Annotated in this window: 14 protein-coding genes; 6 read left to right on the top strand and 8 right to left on the bottom strand. The window is 52.5% G+C overall.

The features are described from left to right. Positions 1–3: 3 nt before the first annotated feature. From CU041_RS02690 to CU041_RS02675, 4 genes are all read right to left on the bottom strand, one after another. On the bottom strand, positions 4–1089 hold the full coding sequence (locus CU041_RS02690; RefSeq protein WP_101245655.1) for an ABC transporter ATP-binding protein: 1086 nt from the start codon (positions 1087–1089) through the stop codon (positions 4–6). Between the two features lie 4 nt (positions 1090–1093). Then, positions 1094–1960, bottom strand: coding sequence for a carbohydrate ABC transporter permease (locus CU041_RS02685; protein ID WP_101245654.1), 867 nt, complete (start codon positions 1958–1960; stop codon positions 1094–1096). A gap of 3 nt (positions 1961–1963) precedes the next feature. After that, the gene (locus tag CU041_RS02680) at positions 1964–2860 is read right to left on the bottom strand and encodes a carbohydrate ABC transporter permease (protein WP_068519439.1); all 897 of its coding nucleotides are present in this window, start codon (positions 2858–2860) and stop codon (positions 1964–1966) included. 107 nt (positions 2861–2967) lie between these two features. Beyond that, positions 2968–4293, bottom strand: a complete 1326-nt coding sequence (locus tag CU041_RS02675) for an ABC transporter substrate-binding protein (RefSeq protein ID WP_068519438.1) — start codon at positions 4291–4293, stop codon at positions 2968–2970. Positions 4294–4529: 236 nt separating this feature from the next. Between CU041_RS02675 and CU041_RS02670 the strand changes: the two genes are divergently transcribed. The 5 genes from CU041_RS02670 to CU041_RS02650 all read left to right on the top strand — a co-directional run bounded on the left by CU041_RS02670 (position 4530) and on the right by CU041_RS02650 (position 9418). Next, positions 4530–5360, top strand: a complete 831-nt coding sequence (locus CU041_RS02670) for an amidohydrolase family protein (protein ID WP_101245653.1) — start codon at positions 4530–4532, stop codon at positions 5358–5360. Positions 5361–5590: 230 nt separating this feature from the next. Continuing rightward, complete coding sequence (locus CU041_RS02665) at positions 5591–6478, top strand: carbon-nitrogen hydrolase family protein (protein ID WP_082817846.1); 888 nt, start codon at positions 5591–5593, stop codon at positions 6476–6478. A 23-nt stretch (positions 6479–6501) separates the two neighbouring features. Next, positions 6502–7500, top strand: coding sequence for a TRAP transporter substrate-binding protein (locus CU041_RS02660; RefSeq protein ID WP_101245652.1), 999 nt, complete (start codon positions 6502–6504; stop codon positions 7498–7500). A gap of 78 nt (positions 7501–7578) precedes the next feature. After that, a complete protein-coding gene (locus CU041_RS02655) occupies positions 7579–8088 on the top strand; it encodes a TRAP transporter small permease (protein WP_101245651.1) in 510 nt (169 codons plus the stop codon). 49 nt (positions 8089–8137) lie between these two features. Then, positions 8138–9418, top strand: coding sequence for a TRAP transporter large permease (locus CU041_RS02650; protein ID WP_068519433.1), 1281 nt, complete (start codon positions 8138–8140; stop codon positions 9416–9418). 47 nt (positions 9419–9465) lie between these two features. Here the strand turns inward: CU041_RS02650 and CU041_RS02645 are convergent, their stop codons facing one another. Together CU041_RS02645 and CU041_RS20540 are read right to left on the bottom strand one after the other, a co-directional pair. Further along, positions 9466–10368 (bottom strand): LysR family transcriptional regulator, encoded by a 903-nt coding sequence (locus tag CU041_RS02645; RefSeq protein ID WP_068519432.1) that lies wholly within the window; start codon positions 10366–10368, stop codon positions 9466–9468. After that, positions 10349–10624 (bottom strand): hypothetical protein, encoded by a 276-nt coding sequence (locus tag CU041_RS20540; RefSeq protein WP_170310103.1) that lies wholly within the window; start codon positions 10622–10624, stop codon positions 10349–10351. The genes CU041_RS02645 and CU041_RS20540 overlap by 20 nt, the downstream gene beginning before the upstream one ends. Before the next feature lie 131 nt (positions 10625–10755). Here CU041_RS20540 and CU041_RS02640 point away from each other — a divergent pair, with 131 nt between their 5' ends. Next, complete coding sequence (locus CU041_RS02640) at positions 10756–13800, top strand: response regulator (RefSeq protein ID WP_212733754.1); 3045 nt, start codon at positions 10756–10758, stop codon at positions 13798–13800. A gap of 109 nt (positions 13801–13909) precedes the next feature. Here the strand turns inward: CU041_RS02640 and CU041_RS02635 are convergent, their stop codons facing one another. Then, entirely contained in the window at positions 13910–14305 is a 396-nt protein-coding gene (locus CU041_RS02635; RefSeq protein ID WP_101245649.1) for a response regulator, read from the bottom strand. Between the two features lie 80 nt (positions 14306–14385). Next, positions 14386–15747, bottom strand: coding sequence for an HlyD family type I secretion periplasmic adaptor subunit (locus CU041_RS02630; RefSeq protein ID WP_101245648.1), 1362 nt, complete (start codon positions 15745–15747; stop codon positions 14386–14388). Position 15748 lies beyond the last annotated feature (1 nt).

Below are 15748 nucleotides of genomic sequence, written 5' to 3'. Positions count from 1 at the left end.
ACCTCACTTACGAAGGCTTGCGCCGGTTTCGGCATCAAACAGATGGCATTTGTCGAGCATGATCTGGAACGTCATGCGCTCGCCACTTTGGACCGGACGCGGATTTAGCATCTTGGCCTGGACTTCGGTTCCGGCAAGGGTCGCAAACAGAAGGGTCTCGGTACCAAGCGGCTCTGTCAGATCAACCGCCATTTCGACCTCCGCCATATGTTCACCACGTGGCAGGGCATGACCAACCGGCATGATATTGTCGGCCCGCACACCAAAGGTCACAGCCTGACCGTCCTGTATTGCATAGCCGGGTGGAACCGGCAGACGGGTGCCGTCGGCAAATTCGAGTTCATTGCCTTTCACCACACCATCGAGAAGGTTCATCGGCGGGGAGCCAATAAAAGTCCCGACAAAGGTGTTTACCGGGTTTTCAAACACATCAAGGGGCGTGCCGACCTGTTCGATATGGCCATCGCGCATGATCACAATCCGGTCGGCCAGCGTCATGGCTTCGACCTGATCGTGGGTGACATAGATGATGGTGGATTTCAGTTTCTGATGAAGCTTTTTGATTTCGACACGCATCTGGGTACGCAGCTTGGCATCAAGGTTTGAAAGCGGTTCATCAAACAGGAAGACTTCCGGGTGACGGACAATTGCACGCCCCATCGCCACACGCTGGCGCTGACCACCGGACAATGCGCCCGGCTTACGATCAAGCAACGGCGTCAGGGACAGGATTTCGGCGGCTTCGTCAACGGCCTTGTCGATTTCGGCCTGTGACTGTTTGGCAATCTTGAGCGAGAAACCAAGGTTTTCACGCACCGTCATATGCGGATAAAGCGCGTAGTTCTGAAACACCATCGAGATGTTGCGTTCACGTGGTGGCAGATCGTTTACAACACGTCCGCCAATTTGCACTTCACCGCCGGAAATGCCTTCGAGACCGGCAACCATGCGCAGTGTCGTCGATTTGCCACAGCCCGACGGGCCGACCAGCACGACAAATTCGCCATCCGCGATATCAAGATTGATGGAATGAACAACTTCAAGCGGGCCGTATTTTTTGACGACATCGCGAAGGTGGACCTGAGCCATTTTATTATCCTTTCACACCGCCAAAAGTAAGGCCGGCAATGAGATGTTTCTGCACGAGGAATGTCAGGATCAGCGCGGGGATAATCATCAACACCGCAAGCGCACACATCCCGCCCCAATTCAGGGTAAATTCAGACGTAAAATCGAGAAGCCCGACCGGCATGGTCTTTGACGTGGTCGAACGGGTCAGCTGGGATGCCAGCGCATATTCGTTCCACGATGTCAGGAAGGCAAAGATGCCCGCCGATGCAATACCGGCACGGGCGACCGGGAACTCGACACGCCAGAATGCCTGCCAACGGGTGCAGCCATCGATCTCGGCAGCCTCGGCAAGTTCCGGCGGTACCTGTCGGAAGAACCCGTCAATCAGCCAGATCGTGAACGGAATGTTCAATGCGACATACGCCAGGATCAGACCAAAATGGGTATCGATGATCCCGATCCGCGCAAACAGGATGAATAACGGCAGCGAAAGCGCCACACCGGGAACAGCCCGCGTTACCATCAGACCGACAAACATGCCGCCCTTGAAATTGAACTTGTAGCGCGCAAAGGCATAGCCGCCTGCCATCCCGATCAGAATGGCAATCACGGTTGAGGTAACCGAAATAACCAGCGAGTTGGCAAAATAGGTCAGAACCGGCACCCCGCCCTCGCCGATACCGCTGAACATGGCGCGGTAATGATCAAGGTTAAGCTCGTTGGGGATCCAGACCGGCGGTTTGGCCATGATTTCGACCGTCGGGCGGAAAGAATTCAGAACAATCCACAGGCCCGGCACACACAGCACCATCATGGCACTGAAAAGACCAAAGAAGTGCAGGCCCTTAAGGGTATAGCGGCGCATGCGATGATTAAGGTTACTCGCCATGATTTACGCCCCCATCCCGAGTTCTTTGCGCGACTGCGTCAGTTTCTTGAAGAAATAGATGGTGAAGAAAATCGCCAGAAAGATCGAAATATAGCCCATGGCATTGGCGTACCCCATGCGGGCATCGACATAGCCGGTCCGCCCGATCAGGGTCCAAAGCAATTCTGTACGACGTGCCGGACCCCCATTGGTCATGATCTGCACGATGTCATAGGCACGTGCGACATCCAGGGACCGGATCGCCATCGCGATATAGATGAAGGGCATCAGGAACGGCAGGGTCACATAACGGAACGACTGCCATGCGGTGCATCCATCGACCTTCGCAGCTTCCAGCGGATCACGCGGGATCGCATACAGACCGGCAAGAATAAGAATTCCAAAGACCGAGGTTGCGGTCCAGATCTCGGCAAAGATGATTGAAAACATCGCCAATTGCCCGTCAACCAGCCACGGGATCGCCTGATCGGTGATGCCAAGCGACTGAAGCGCGTTATTCACCAGACCGACATTGTCATTGAAGATGAATTTGAACTGAAAGCCGACCAGGATCGGCGAAAACATCATCGGGAACATCATCATGGTGCGCAAAAGACGTTGTCCCTGCGTCACCTTGGACACCATCAAAGCCAGCCCCAGACCAAACAGCATCTCAAGATTGAGTGCCACGGTCAGCAACAGAACTGTTCGCCCGAAAGCCGCCCAGAACTTCACATCCGTCAGGGCCTTTTCATAGTTGAAAAAGCCCACCCAGTTGAAAATGCTGTCAGGCCGGGTCAGCCGATACGAGGTAAAACTCGAATATAATGACAGGACGAGCGGGATCAGCACGACGGCCGATAGAATAATGATGGCTGGCAACAAAAGAACCAACCACGGTGGAAGCTTCAAGCGATTCATCGGGATGTCCCATTGATCGGCACGGACCTGTGCCCGCGCATTTGGGTCAGAGGATGGTCAGGCGGCGCAACACCCGAAATTGCGAATTGCGCCGCCGCAAGTCTGGCTTAGTAGACGCCTTCTTCCTGCATCAGATCGTCAACGGCCTCGGACGCATCCGCAAGCGCATCATCAACCGATTTATCACCAAGAATGGCGGCCTGAAGTTCAGGATAGATCAGGTTGGTTGCTTCGATCCAAAGCGGGGTCGGCGGGACAGCAAAAGCAGTTGCCGCAGTTTCCTTGAATGCCGCCAGCACTTCACGACGATACGGATCGTCTTTGGCCTGTTCGGAAATGTAATCCCAAACTGCGGTGCGGGTCGGAAGCGGTCCGGCCGCACTTTCAAGTTTCTGGCTGTCTTCGTTGGTCAGGAATTCGACCAGCGACGCCGCGGCTTCCTTGTTCGCGCAATCTTCGGTCACAGAAAAACCGTGGAAGCCCGACCAACCGGTGCGCACACCTGCCGATCCTTTGGGGGCCGGTGCGACACCGACATTGCCAGCCACTTTCGAAGATGACGGATCGTTAAAGAAACCAGCCCAGCCCGGCCAATCCAGGTTCAGCGCAATGGTGCCCGACGCAAAGCCGTTGCCAAGGTCATCCCAGAGATAGTTGGTCGTGCCGGCCGGAACGGCTTTGGCATTATAAAGATCGACAAACCACTGAAGGGCGCGCTTGCCTTCTTCGGAATCAAAAGCCGGCGAGAAATCGTCATTAAACAGTTTGCCGCCTTCGGCAACGACCATTTCATAGTAGCGACCGACAATTGCCTCATCCTTGCCAGCATACTGGGTGCCATAGAAGTTCGGCGGATCGGCAAAGAAGGTCGCCTGATCCTTTACCTGTTCCCAGGTTTCCGGCACGGCAAGCGGATAACCGAACTTGGCTTCGAATGCCTTGGCCTTTTCGGCATCGTCATACAGGTCTTTTTGATAATAAAGTGCCGACACATCGAACTGTGCACGCGGCAACATCACAAGTTTGCCGTCAAAGGTCGCGGCCTTGATATTGGCCTGCACGAATTCGGCCACCACACCCTTGTCCACCAGACCGGTCAGGTCGGTATAAAGGGTCGGGTACTGGGATGCAAAAGACGAATGGTTCGATCCGACGCACCAGTCGGTGGTTCCGGCTGCGATGTCGGATTTGAATTCCTTGTCCAGCTCGAAATGGTTCTTTTTCGAGATGATATTTACCTTGGCACCGGTGGCGGCTTCCCATTCGGGAATGCGGGCATAAAGTGCTTCATATTGCTGACCACCGATAAGCTTTGCCTCGATGGTTACGCCGTCAAATTCACCCGCCTGCGCGGTGCCGAATGCAGAAATTGCTGCCGTCAAAGATGCAGTCGCAAGCACGGCACGGGACGCACCGCTCAATAACGTTTTCATTCTATCCTCCCTGAAGGAACGGTCTTTCCCGACCGACTATCACTTCCGAGGTCATTCTTGCTGTGACTTTCATATTCGGAAGCATCTTTTATATTTAAACTTGACTTGATCGGTGAGTCAAGTTGAACTCCACAAGAAATCACCTTACAGCTGAAAAAACATAAGATCGCCGGGACGCAAGGTAGCACCACCTGTCGCGTGACAACCGGGAAACGCCGAACCAAAGAGGAAACGCCATGTTCATCGACACGCATCTTCACCTCGTTGCACGCGACCGGATCACCTATCCTTGGCTTAAGGATGTCGCTGCTTTGGATCGTGACTGGACGTTTCAGGATTATGAAACCACTGCACGCCGGATCGGGATCGAGGGCGTCTTGCATATGGAAGTCGATTGCGCGCCAACCGATATCGCCGCCGAAAACACCTTTGTCGGGGAATTGATGGCACAGCCCGGCAGCCTCATGCGCGGCGCAATTTCATCTGCAAGACCGGAATCCGGGGATTGTGAAGCATTCCTCGATACGCTTGATCTTGATATCGTCAAGGGCATTCGCCGGGTGCTGCATGTCGTGCCTGACGACCTGTCACAAGGATCCCTGTTCCGCGAGAATGTCCGACGGATCGGCCAAAAGGGGCTTCCTTTTGATATATGTGTTCTGCAACGCCAGTTGCCTTTGGCCCGCGATCTTGTCGATGCCTGCCCTGATACGGTGTTTGTTCTTGATCATTGCGGTGTTCCCGATATTGCCGGGGACGGCTTCGCCGATTGGGCACAATCCATTTCAGCACTTGCAAAACGCCCGCATGTGAATGCAAAGATTTCCGGCATCACGGCCTATGCCAAACCCGACTGGACACTCGAAACCCTGCGTCCCTATGTCGAACATATCATTGAATGCTTTGGCTGGGATCGCGTGGTGTGGGGATCAGACAGCCCGGTTTGCACCCTGAACTCATCACTGGACCAATGGATGGCGGTAACACAGGCCCTGATCGCCGGTGCGTCAGAAACCGAACGCGCATCCCTGACCCACCGCAACGCCCAACGCATCTGGTCGATCTGAACCGATAAGATGCCGTGATGTGCGGCCCGCAACCGATGCGCTGTTAAGCGCCGCACATCAAATAATCCACTGAAACAATTACCATAAACACGCATGGTGTAAGTTTTCTTACACATAGCGCAAGCAGTGACTACCTGTTCGCCCGGATCGGGCCTCGATAATGTTTATCCAACAAACAAGGGCAGCAAGCTCTTTGGATAACAATTTGACAGGCGAAGGGTAGTAACTCCATGCAAAGCAAGGTCGTAGCAAGTGCGGTCCAACACCAACCCGTAGAGTTGGGTGGTATTGATGAAAATCTTGCTTTCATCCTTAATCAGATGCAGCTCGAAGCATCGAACGGTAGTGATCTTGTCGTCTTTCCAGAAGCCAATCTGACCAGCTTTTTCAAACATGAAGAAGGCGGCTTGAAACGGCTTTGGAATGAGGGATCGGTTGATGTTGACGGCCCGGAACTCAATGCGATTGTCGAAGCGGCAAAGACCCTTGGAATCTATACCGTCGTCGGTTTCAACGAACGTTCGTCGATGGTTGGCACCATCTATAACAGCGCGGCCCTGATCGGTCCGGAAGGCATCGTTGGTGTCACCCGCAAATGCTTCTTCCCGGGCATTGAAAAGCTGTATTACACGCCGGACTACAATCGCACGACCTTTGACTGCGCACTGGGCAAAATCGGCATTGTGATCTGCTATGAGACCCTGTTCCCTGAAATTGCACTTGAGCATTTCAGACAGGGTGTAGAAATTCTTGCAGTCACCTCTTCATTCTGGTCTGGCGGCATCAAAGGCGGCGCTGGTGACCCGGTAACCAAAAAGAAATTCTGGGAAACTGTCCCGACCGTTACCGCAATTCAAAACCAGGCGTTTGTCGTGTCATGCAACGCTTGCGGCTTCCTTGACCTTGGCAAAAAAGTCGGGACCTGGGAACGCCTTGGCCTGAGCCAGATTGTTTCCCCAAACAGCGGCATTCTTGCCCAAGCCGGACAGTTCGCAGCTGAAACCATTCGGGCCGAACTGAATGTCGATGATCTCATCGAAGCCCGCACCAACTACCCCCTGATGGCAGATCGTCTTCGGGGTCGAAAACTGGTCGAACAACCAGCAACAATCAGATAATTACTATCAGTACGGAGGCATCAATGAACAGCAAGTTCAAATTTGCGGCATTAACTGCAATCGCTTTGGCCGGCTTCAACGGACCAGCCATGGCACAGGAATTCACCTTTACCTTCGGGCATGTTCTTATGGAAGACACGCCCAATGGCAAGGCAGCACGCGCATTCGAAAAAGAAGTCGAAGAAAAATCCAATGGCCGCATCGAGATCAATGTGATCCCGGCTGGTGGGCTCGGTGGTGATGTCGACATTATCGAGCAGCTGCAAAACGATCTGGTACAGATTGCAATTCCGCCGACCGCGACCCTGGGTAACTTCGAACCGAAGCTTCAGGTTCTTGATCTTCCTTTCATCCTTCCGAGCGAAGAAATGATGGTCAAGGTTCTTGACGGCGAAGTCGGTCGTTCGATCCTTGATACCCTTGATCAGCACGGTATGCATGGCGTCAACTTCTGGGGTGCCGGTTTCCGTAACATCACCAACAATGTGCGCGAAATCACCTCGGTAGAAGACCTTGCCGGCATCAAAATGCGCACCATGCAGGCACCGGTCATCCTGACCCAGTACAATGAATGGGGTGCAAACCCGACCGCGATGGCCTTTGCCGAAGTTTACGGCGGCCTTCAGGCCGGTGTTGTTGACGGGCAGGAAAACCCGATCGCCAACATCGTTGCGATGAAGTTCTATGAAGTTCAGAAATACATGACCCTGTCGTCACATGCCTATCACGGCTATGCCGCAGTCATGAGCGAAAATGCCTGGAACTCGCTTCCGGATGATCTGCGCGCCATTGTTGTTACCGCATTCGACAATGCCCGTGATCTGGCCCGCGAACTCACCAATGAGTATGAGGCAGAAGAACTGGCAAAAATCAGCTCGGACATTGCCGTCCATCGCCTGACCGATGCTGAAAAAGAAGCCTTCATCAAAGGCAGTTTCGCTGTCCATGAAGCCTTCGCCGATGTAGTTACACCGGAACTGATCAATTCCATTTATGCAGTTACCGGCGCAGGCCCCAAGTAATCTGCACATTTTGAAATGATGGACCGACTTGCAGGAACGCATTCTTGCAAGTCGGTTTTTTGACAATGGGACGGCAACATGTTCGAAAAATTTGACAAGGCTCTTGCCCGGCTCGAAGACGGATCCATGATCTTTCTGATGGCCGTCGCAATTTGCCTGACATTTCTTCAGGTGGTCATGCGCTATGTCTTCAGCGCACCGCTTTACTGGGCCGAAGAAGTTGTACTTTATTCGATCATCGTAATGAGCTTTGTCGGCATCAGTATCGGCATCCGGCTTGGCAGCCACATCTCGGTCGACCTTCTTGATGCACTTGTTCCGGAAAAACACATCCCCGTTCTTCGAATGATTGCCATTGTTCTCGGAATACTTTTTGCCGGTGCACTGGTCTATTTCGGCGGGAAACTTTTCCTCAATACGCTTGATCGTGGCCAGCTGTCGCCTGCCTTGCGCATCCCGGTCGCAGCAATCTACGCAATCATTCCCGTTTCCGGGCTCCTGTCGCTGTTTCGCTATGGCTATGCGTTCGTGCAGTTGCGACAGGGCAAGCAGATCGCAGCATCAGAAGAAAACCTTCGCGCCATGTAAGCTGCTTTTCGCGAAGCTGATTCCCGGTTTTTAACAGGGCAAAAGAATAATGTTATCAGGACTATTGCTTTCATTCGGCGGCCTTTTGCTATTTGGGTTGCCAATCTTTGCGGCACTGGCCTTTGCCGTTGTTGTTGCCGTCGGTTTCTGGGGACCATTTGATCCGGTAATTGTTCCGATGCGCATGTTCGCAGGCATGAACAATTTCTCGTTGATGGCCATTCCGTTCTTCATTCTTGCATCCGAACTGATGCGCATTGGCGGCCTGTCGCAACGACTGGTCGATCTTGCCACCGTTCTGGTTGGCTGGATCCCGGGCGGTATTGCTGCGGCAACCGTTCTGTCCTGCCTGTTTTTCGGGGCGATTTCGGGATCAAGTCCGGCAACGGTCATTGCCATTGGCAGCATCATGTTCCCGGCACTGGTGGCCGCGGGCTATGACCGCTTCTTTGCTATCGGCCTGATCACGGTGGCCGGAACGCTTGGCCCGATTGTTCCGCCAAGTATCGGCTTGATCATTTATGGCTCTGTTACCGGGGCATCGGTCGGCAAACTGTTTGCCGGCGGTGTTGGTCCGGCCCTTCTGATTGGCGCGCTTCTGATTGCAGCCTGTGTGATTTTTGCCATCCGTCGCGGTTATCCGCGCCAAGACTTCCCGACACGCGCGGCCTTCCTTCTGGCCATTCGTCGCTCGGCATGGGGTCTTGGTCTGCCCTTCCTGCTTTTGGGCGGCATTTATTCCGGTATCTTTACCCCCACGGAATCCGCGGCAGTTGCCTGCATGTATGGCTGGTTTGTCGGGGCCGTCATCTATAAGCAGATTGGCGTTGACGAGCTTAAAAGCATCCTGAAATCGTCGGGTGCCATTGCCGCGACATTGCTTTTGATCACAGCCGGGGCATCGGCCTTTTCGTGGCTTCTGACGATCACCGGGGCGCCGGGGAACCTGTCATCACAGGTTCTGAGCAATACGAGCGATCCCTTCACCATCGCGGCCCTGTTCAATGTTGTCATGCTGGTGACCGGCTTTTTCCTTGATAGTGCATCGGCCATCATCGTTCTTGCCCCGTTGCTTCAGCCGATTGCCGCCCAAGTCGGTATTGATCCGGTGCATTTTGGCCTGATCACGGTTGTGAACTTCTCGGTCGGCATGCTGACACCGCCGGTCGGCCTGAACCTGTTTGTCGCGATGGGGGTATCAAAGATGTCGCTGCGCGATGTCTTGCGCGGCTGTCTGCCGTTTATCGCGATCATGATTGTTGCCCTGATCCTGATCACCTATGTGCCATGGATTACCTTGTGGCTTCCTGACCTGATCTACGCGCAATAGGATAAAGCAATCCGAACAGTTGGCGGGGCCGGAGAAATCCGGTCCCGCTAATTTCCTTCAAAGAACAGTCGCCGGTCTTTTTGACAGGTTTCGAGCAGAAATTTCCAAACGGACATCAAACCGGGAAACCGATGCAGGTCGCTCGACGAGGAAATCCAGTATTTGCGCTCGAATGCAATTTCCGGACAGACCCGCACCAGATCAAATTCCGAAATCAGATAGATCGGGAAAATCCCCAGTCCCAACCCGGCAGCCGTGGCAAATAATTGCGACACCATGCTGGTTCCGCGGAACGCATATTTCAGATTTGGTGAAAGTTCTTCGTGATAATTCAGGGTCTGAGAGAAAATATGATCCCGGACATATCCGACCCACATATGATCAAGAACATCCTGCGATCCCTTAAGCGGGCCGTGTTCGGCAATATAGCCTTCGCTGGCATAGATACCCAATGTGTAGGGTGTGAGAACCTTTTTGATGATGTTTTCACCTTCGGGTTCTTCCAGGGTTACACAGATATCTGCTTCTCTGTTCGTGATCCGGGCCTGCTTGGGCAGTGAAACCAGTTCAAAATCAATATTCTGTCCACGAAGCCACCAGGAAATCTTTTCACCGAGATACCCGTTCCCGATACCTTCTACAACACCGACGCGGATTTTCAGGCGCGGGGCTGCGGGACTGTTCTGCTGCGCAAAAGCAAGCCGTAATTGACGTTCACATTCAAGTGCATAGCTGGCCAGATCACGCCCGTCCCGGGTCAGTTTATAGCCGGTCTTGTCCTGTGAAAACAGACGCACCCCCATACTGTTTTCAAGGTTGGATATCCGCGCCTTGACCGTTACGCGCGACGTATCAAGAACCCTTGCTGCTGCGGACAGGGTGCCTTCGCGTGACAATACCAGAAGATGCTTTAAGTCATCCCAGTTCAGATCAAAATGGGGTTCTTGCAACCGTCAAAATTCCTGTGGATTTGAAAAGGTTAAATACACCTGCTGCCAAGCAGGCCTGTCCTTTTTCTGACGTTGTGAGCATACCGGAAATGGCAGTTTGTTGAAACGACTTCTGCCCGGTTTCAGCAGGAAAATCGCGTTTGCTTACCCGCGCAATTGACCGAAATTCATTACACGCTATGATTGCATTGTGGCGCACGGTTGAAACAATCGGGCTAATTTCGGTTGTGATGTTTAAATCCTTCTCAACAAACACAATCTATAGGCGAAGCCACCCAAACAAAGTCGCCCAGATAAGGTGACTTGAGGAACCAATGCATGCGCAGCTTCGTGACAGGGAATGTGAAGGATACATCTCGGTGGCTTTTGCCGATATGCATTTTGTGTTTGCTGAGCGCTGCTTCGGGCTTCATCTTCTTTTACGAAAAGTCGGTTGAACAGGAAGTCTTCAGCGACACCAATCAGGACCTGCAACAGCTTCTTGCGCAGGGGCGCTCGGTTCTGCTCAATGATCTTTCGCGGTTTCGTGACAATCTGAACTTCCTACATGCAACCCCGCCTGTCTCGGGACTGACGCGGGCGGAGAGCAATGGTGGCATTGACCCGTTTGATGGCACCAGTTTTGAGCAGTGGAAGCTTCGTCTTGAGACGATTTTCATCGCGATGCTTCATAATAATGCATCGATCGATCAATTGCGGATTATACGGAGTAACGATGCCGGATCCGAACTTATCCGGGTAAACCGCAAGGGCGGCAATATTTATGCTGTACCCGATCCGATGTTACAGGATAAAGGGGCAAGCGACTATTTTGCCCCTTCCAAAGCACTCGAACCTGATGAACTGTTTCTCTCGCGCATCAATTTGAACCGCGAATTTGGCCGTATCGAGTACCCGATACGCCCAACCTTGCGGTTGTCCCTGCCGATCTTTAACGAAGACGGGACGCGATTTGGCTTTTTGATCATGAATGTCAACGCGCAGAACTTTCTGACGCGTTTGCAAAAGGAAGCCACCGGCGATTTCGAAATCATCCTGACCGATGATGACGGATTTTATATTGCCCATCCGCTTGAAGAATACCGGTTCAGCCGGGATTTGCTGCCGGAACATCGCTGGGACAAAGATTACGACACCCGCGAAAACGAACAAACCGGCCTGATTACCGCGACTGAACTCAGTTCGAACCGTCGATTTTATATTCAGGCATCCACCATTCAGTTTGCGTCAAACCCGGCATCGGTATTGCACCTGTATGCCGCAATAGCATCGCAACGGGTCGCCGACGTGATCTGGAAAAGGCGCCTGTCGACATACGGTTTTGCCGCAGTTTCGATCATCATCATGACCATTGCCCTGTTGCTTTTGCTGCGGGGATATCGCAGCAGCATCCAGCTTGCCGATGCCCGCGCAGAACATGAAGCAATCATCCGCAGTTCTTCTGACGGGGTGATCGGTCTCAAGCGATCCGGAACGGTTTCCAGCATCAATGAAACCGCCGAAAAGATGTTTGGAATAAACCCGAATGCAGTAATAGGGCGCAATATCGCCGATCTGAACATCCTGCCGGATGTCGATTTTGTCGAAAAAATCAAACAGGTCACGACGTCAAAAACACCTGTGTCCTTTGACGCTACATTTGTTTCGGCCAGCACCGACAAAAAAGAACTTCTTTTGACCTGTTCCCCGATCATTAGCGACGGTCGCGGGATCACCGGGGCTGCGGTAATTGCCCGTGATGTGACCCAGGAAAGGATCGCCGAACGCCAGATCCGCCGCGCCAATGCCGAGCTTGAGGAAAAAGTCGCCAAACGTACAGCCGAACTTGCCGAAGCTCACAAAAAGGCGCTGCAGGCAAGCGACATGAAAAGTGCTTTTATCTCGAATGTCAGTCACGAAATGCGCACCCCGTTAAACGGCATGGTCGGTGCCCACAAACTGATAGAACGCGATCCACTGACCGAAAATCAGCGCAAATACCTGCTGATGGCCGAAACCAGCTGTTCGACCCTGATGACATTGATCAACGACATCCTTGATCTGTCAAAGATCGAAGCCGGGAAACTCGAATTTGAAAGCAAGCCGTTCAATCCCCTGCAACTGTTTGAAGCCATTGCAAGTTCATCGGTCATTCGATCACGTGAAAAGGGTCTGGACCTGATCCTTGATACGGTGGATCTTGATCATATTGAACTGTATGGCGATGCCACACGCTTGAAGCAGGTGCTCAATAATCTTCTGAGCAATGCCATAAAATTCACCGACGAGGGATATGTCGGTATTTTTGTCGCAAGCAAAGTTGAAGGCGAACGCATTCGCCTTGATGTTTCCGTCGAAGATAGCGGCATTGGCATTTCAGAAGAAAACAAACACAAGCTTTTCACCGCTTTCACCCAGGAAGACACATCCATTTCATCTGAATTCGGTGGCACCGGCCTTGGATTGTCGATCTGTCGGCAGCTTTGCGGGCTGATGCATGGCGACATCAATTTTGATTCCACCAAAGGAACCGGAAGCCGCTTTTTCTTCCATGTGTATTTCGATGCCAAAACCGCCAAAAAGCGTCCTGTTCCGGCACTTCTGAAAGACAAATATGTCTTGCTTGATCTTGCGCATGAACAAGCTGTCATTGCGGTATCGCGCCTGATCAAACGGCTTGGCGGTGATGTCATCAACATAAAGACAGACGCGGTATCAGACAAAATACGGCCGCTGCCCGATGTTGCAATTACCGATCACACCGATCGCGAACTTGAAAAGTTCTGTGCGTTTCTAAGCAACCTGACAACCGATGGCGATACGCCACCGCATTTGCTGATCGTGCAGAACTTCCGGCGCAATCCGATAAAATATTCGGGTAAGACAAACTGGCTGTCCGAACCGGTCAGCTATTCCGAACTGGTTGTCAATCTTGATCCGGATCATCGCCAGCAACCCGCCCCGCATACGCCGTCCGGGACAAAGGCCCTGCAACCGATAACTGCCGACGTCCCCCAAACCAGTACCGCTGATGCCAATGCGGCATCTGACAAACTGGCGACCATTCTTATTGTCGATGACAATGCCATCAATATCGAAGTCGCCAAGGGATTGCTGTCAGGAATGGATTTCACCCTGCTGACCGCAACCAACGGTGCCGAGGCACTCGAAACCATGCGCCATGCTTCCGAGCCGATTCACGCGGTCTTGATGGATTGTCAGATGCCGGGCATGGACGGGTTCGAAGCCACCAAACAGATCAGAAGCGGCATTCTTGGCCCTGTCATGTCAAACATTCCGATCATCGCCATGACCGCCAATGCAATGTCGGGTGAAAAGGAAAAATGCCTGGATGCCGGAATGAATGACTATATCACCAAGCCAATCGAACCCGACCGACTGGTGAACAAGGTCATGCACTGGGTCCAGAAGCAGCTTGCCAAAAGCCAATAGGCCCTTATGCAATCCCCCCTGCCAGAAAAGGCTTTGCATCATCGCCCGATGCAAATCATCGGCATTGATTGTTCTTCTTCAAAGCCTGTTTTGATTGATTTGTGATTGATTACCCGATCTCACGCCAAAACGTACGGATCTGGTTTTTGATCGAAATCAGATTAAGGGGCTTTTTCATCCAGCCAATCGGCGGCAATGTCGTGCCAGCTTCATCGTTATAAGATGACAGGTTGGCAGAACATATAATGACCGCTGTTCGGTGAAAGTTTGGCAAGTTGCGCAATTCCTGCAACAGCTGATCGCCGCTTGTATCTGACAAATTCATGTCAATCACCAGCAATTGGGGACCAGATGTTTCTTCAAGCGCATTGATCACTTCTGCGCCGGAATGAAAGAGCTTCAGCTCGAATTCCTGATCTTCTCCAATTGCAGCAAACCAAACCTCATGCATCAACGGGTCATCATCAACGACCCACACATGCCTTAACGGATTGACACTGAACATATAAGTCACTCATTCGCCGCCAATGGTTTAACTATTTTATGATGTTAAACCATTGGTTGCCATCATTTCAATGTAACCTTTTATCTTTCGTGCAATGCGCCATCGAAACTTTTGATGATCGGGGATGCAAGATATTTGAACAGGGTTTTCTCGCCGGTGATGATATCGACCAGAACCGTCATGCCCGGACTGACCAGGAATTTGTCCTCTTCACCCACGATATAGCTGTTCATGGCGATGTCCGCCTTGAAGAACGGGGTTCCGTCTTCGTCAAAGAATGTCGATGGCGAAACACGCTGTACCGTGCCCTCGATTGTTCCATAGCGGGTATAGTCATATGTCAGAACTTTGATCTTGGCACTTTGACCGACGGTCACATGTCCGACATCATTTGTCGACAGACGGGCTTCAACGATCAGTTCGCTGTCATCAGGCACAATTTCCATGATCTGCGCACCCGGGGTAATCACCCCGCCGATCGTTTCAATATCGATCCCTTTGACGTATCCCGACACCGGGGACGTGATATCCAGACGTTTGACACGATCAACCGCACGTTTGATTGCCAGACGAAGTTCAGCGGCCTCGGTGGCAAGCGCACTGAGTTCGGCTGTCAGTTCGGCATGGAACGTCATTTCCATTTCGATCATACGCTGGCGTGCTTCGACAACACGTTCATTGATACGGTCCGCATCCAGGATCAATGCCATACGTTCGCTTTGAAGACGGGCTAGTTCACGCTGATCCTGAATGAAGTCCAGACGCGGGAAAAGTCCCTTGTCGACCAGAATCTGACGCCCGTCGACCTGATTCTGCATCAGATCGATTTGTTCGCCCAGCGCATTGGACTGGTGGGTGATCGTTGTCAGTTCAGCCTTGCGTTCGCGTTCCTGCTGACGAAGAACATCAAGCTGGCTTACCAGACGCTGTTTACGACTGTTCAACGCTTTCAATGCCGTTTCGGCAATTTCGGAATAGACACCGGTCTGCATCAGTTCGGCGGGTGTCGTTCCTTCGGCGGCGGATTTCAGCAACCCGTATTTCATGGTGACGGCCATCAAACGGGTTTCAAGCTGTTCAAGTTCGGACTGCGCGATATCGGGGGCCAGACTGACAAGCAACTGTCCTTCGGTAACGTGTTGACCATCCTTGACCGCAAGATGCGACAAAATCCCGCCTTCGAGATGCTGGATACGCTGGATCGCGCCAACCGGCACAATTTCGCCGGAACTGACCGAAATCTCGGCCATCGGTGTCTGGGTTGACCAGACAGTTGCCCCAAGGAAGAAGACCAGCATGAAGACCACCGTAAACATGGCCGGCCGGTGGGTGGATTTTTTGTCAAACAGCTGGATTGCCGTCACAGGGGCGTCGACCGTAAACTTGCTGTTGTTTGGTTTCCCGGTATCGCCCTGTGGGATGGCGTACTTGTTCTTGCTCATG

This window comes from Thalassospira povalilytica (assembly GCF_002844235.1).
In the GTDB taxonomy this organism is placed as follows: domain Bacteria; phylum Pseudomonadota; class Alphaproteobacteria; order Rhodospirillales; family Thalassospiraceae; genus Thalassospira; species Thalassospira povalilytica.
Note: the sequence above shows the minus strand (reverse complement) of the source record. Positions and strands in the feature narration are given on the sequence as shown.

Coding starts and splice junctions, on each gene's coding strand:
- CU041_RS02680 (WP_068519439.1), bottom strand. CDS start 2,860: ATGAATCGCTTGAAGCTTCCACCGTGGTTGGTTCTTTTGTTGCCAGCC.
- CU041_RS02660 (WP_101245652.1), top strand. CDS start 6,502: ATGAACAGCAAGTTCAAATTTGCGGCATTAACTGCAATCGCTTTGGCC.
- CU041_RS02650 (WP_068519433.1), top strand. CDS start 8,138: ATGTTATCAGGACTATTGCTTTCATTCGGCGGCCTTTTGCTATTTGGG.
- CU041_RS02675 (WP_068519438.1), bottom strand. CDS start 4,293: ATGAAAACGTTATTGAGCGGTGCGTCCCGTGCCGTGCTTGCGACTGCA.
- CU041_RS02665 (WP_082817846.1), top strand. CDS start 5,591: ATGCAAAGCAAGGTCGTAGCAAGTGCGGTCCAACACCAACCCGTAGAG.
- CU041_RS02685 (WP_101245654.1), bottom strand. CDS start 1,960: ATGGCGAGTAACCTTAATCATCGCATGCGCCGCTATACCCTTAAGGGC.
- CU041_RS02690 (WP_101245655.1), bottom strand. CDS start 1,089: ATGGCTCAGGTCCACCTTCGCGATGTCGTCAAAAAATACGGCCCGCTT.
- CU041_RS02635 (WP_101245649.1), bottom strand. CDS start 14,305: ATGTTCAGTGTCAATCCGTTAAGGCATGTGTGGGTCGTTGATGATGAC.
- CU041_RS02670 (WP_101245653.1), top strand. CDS start 4,530: ATGTTCATCGACACGCATCTTCACCTCGTTGCACGCGACCGGATCACC.
- CU041_RS02655 (WP_101245651.1), top strand. CDS start 7,579: ATGTTCGAAAAATTTGACAAGGCTCTTGCCCGGCTCGAAGACGGATCC.
- CU041_RS02630 (WP_101245648.1), bottom strand. CDS start 15,747: ATGAGCAAGAACAAGTACGCCATCCCACAGGGCGATACCGGGAAACCA.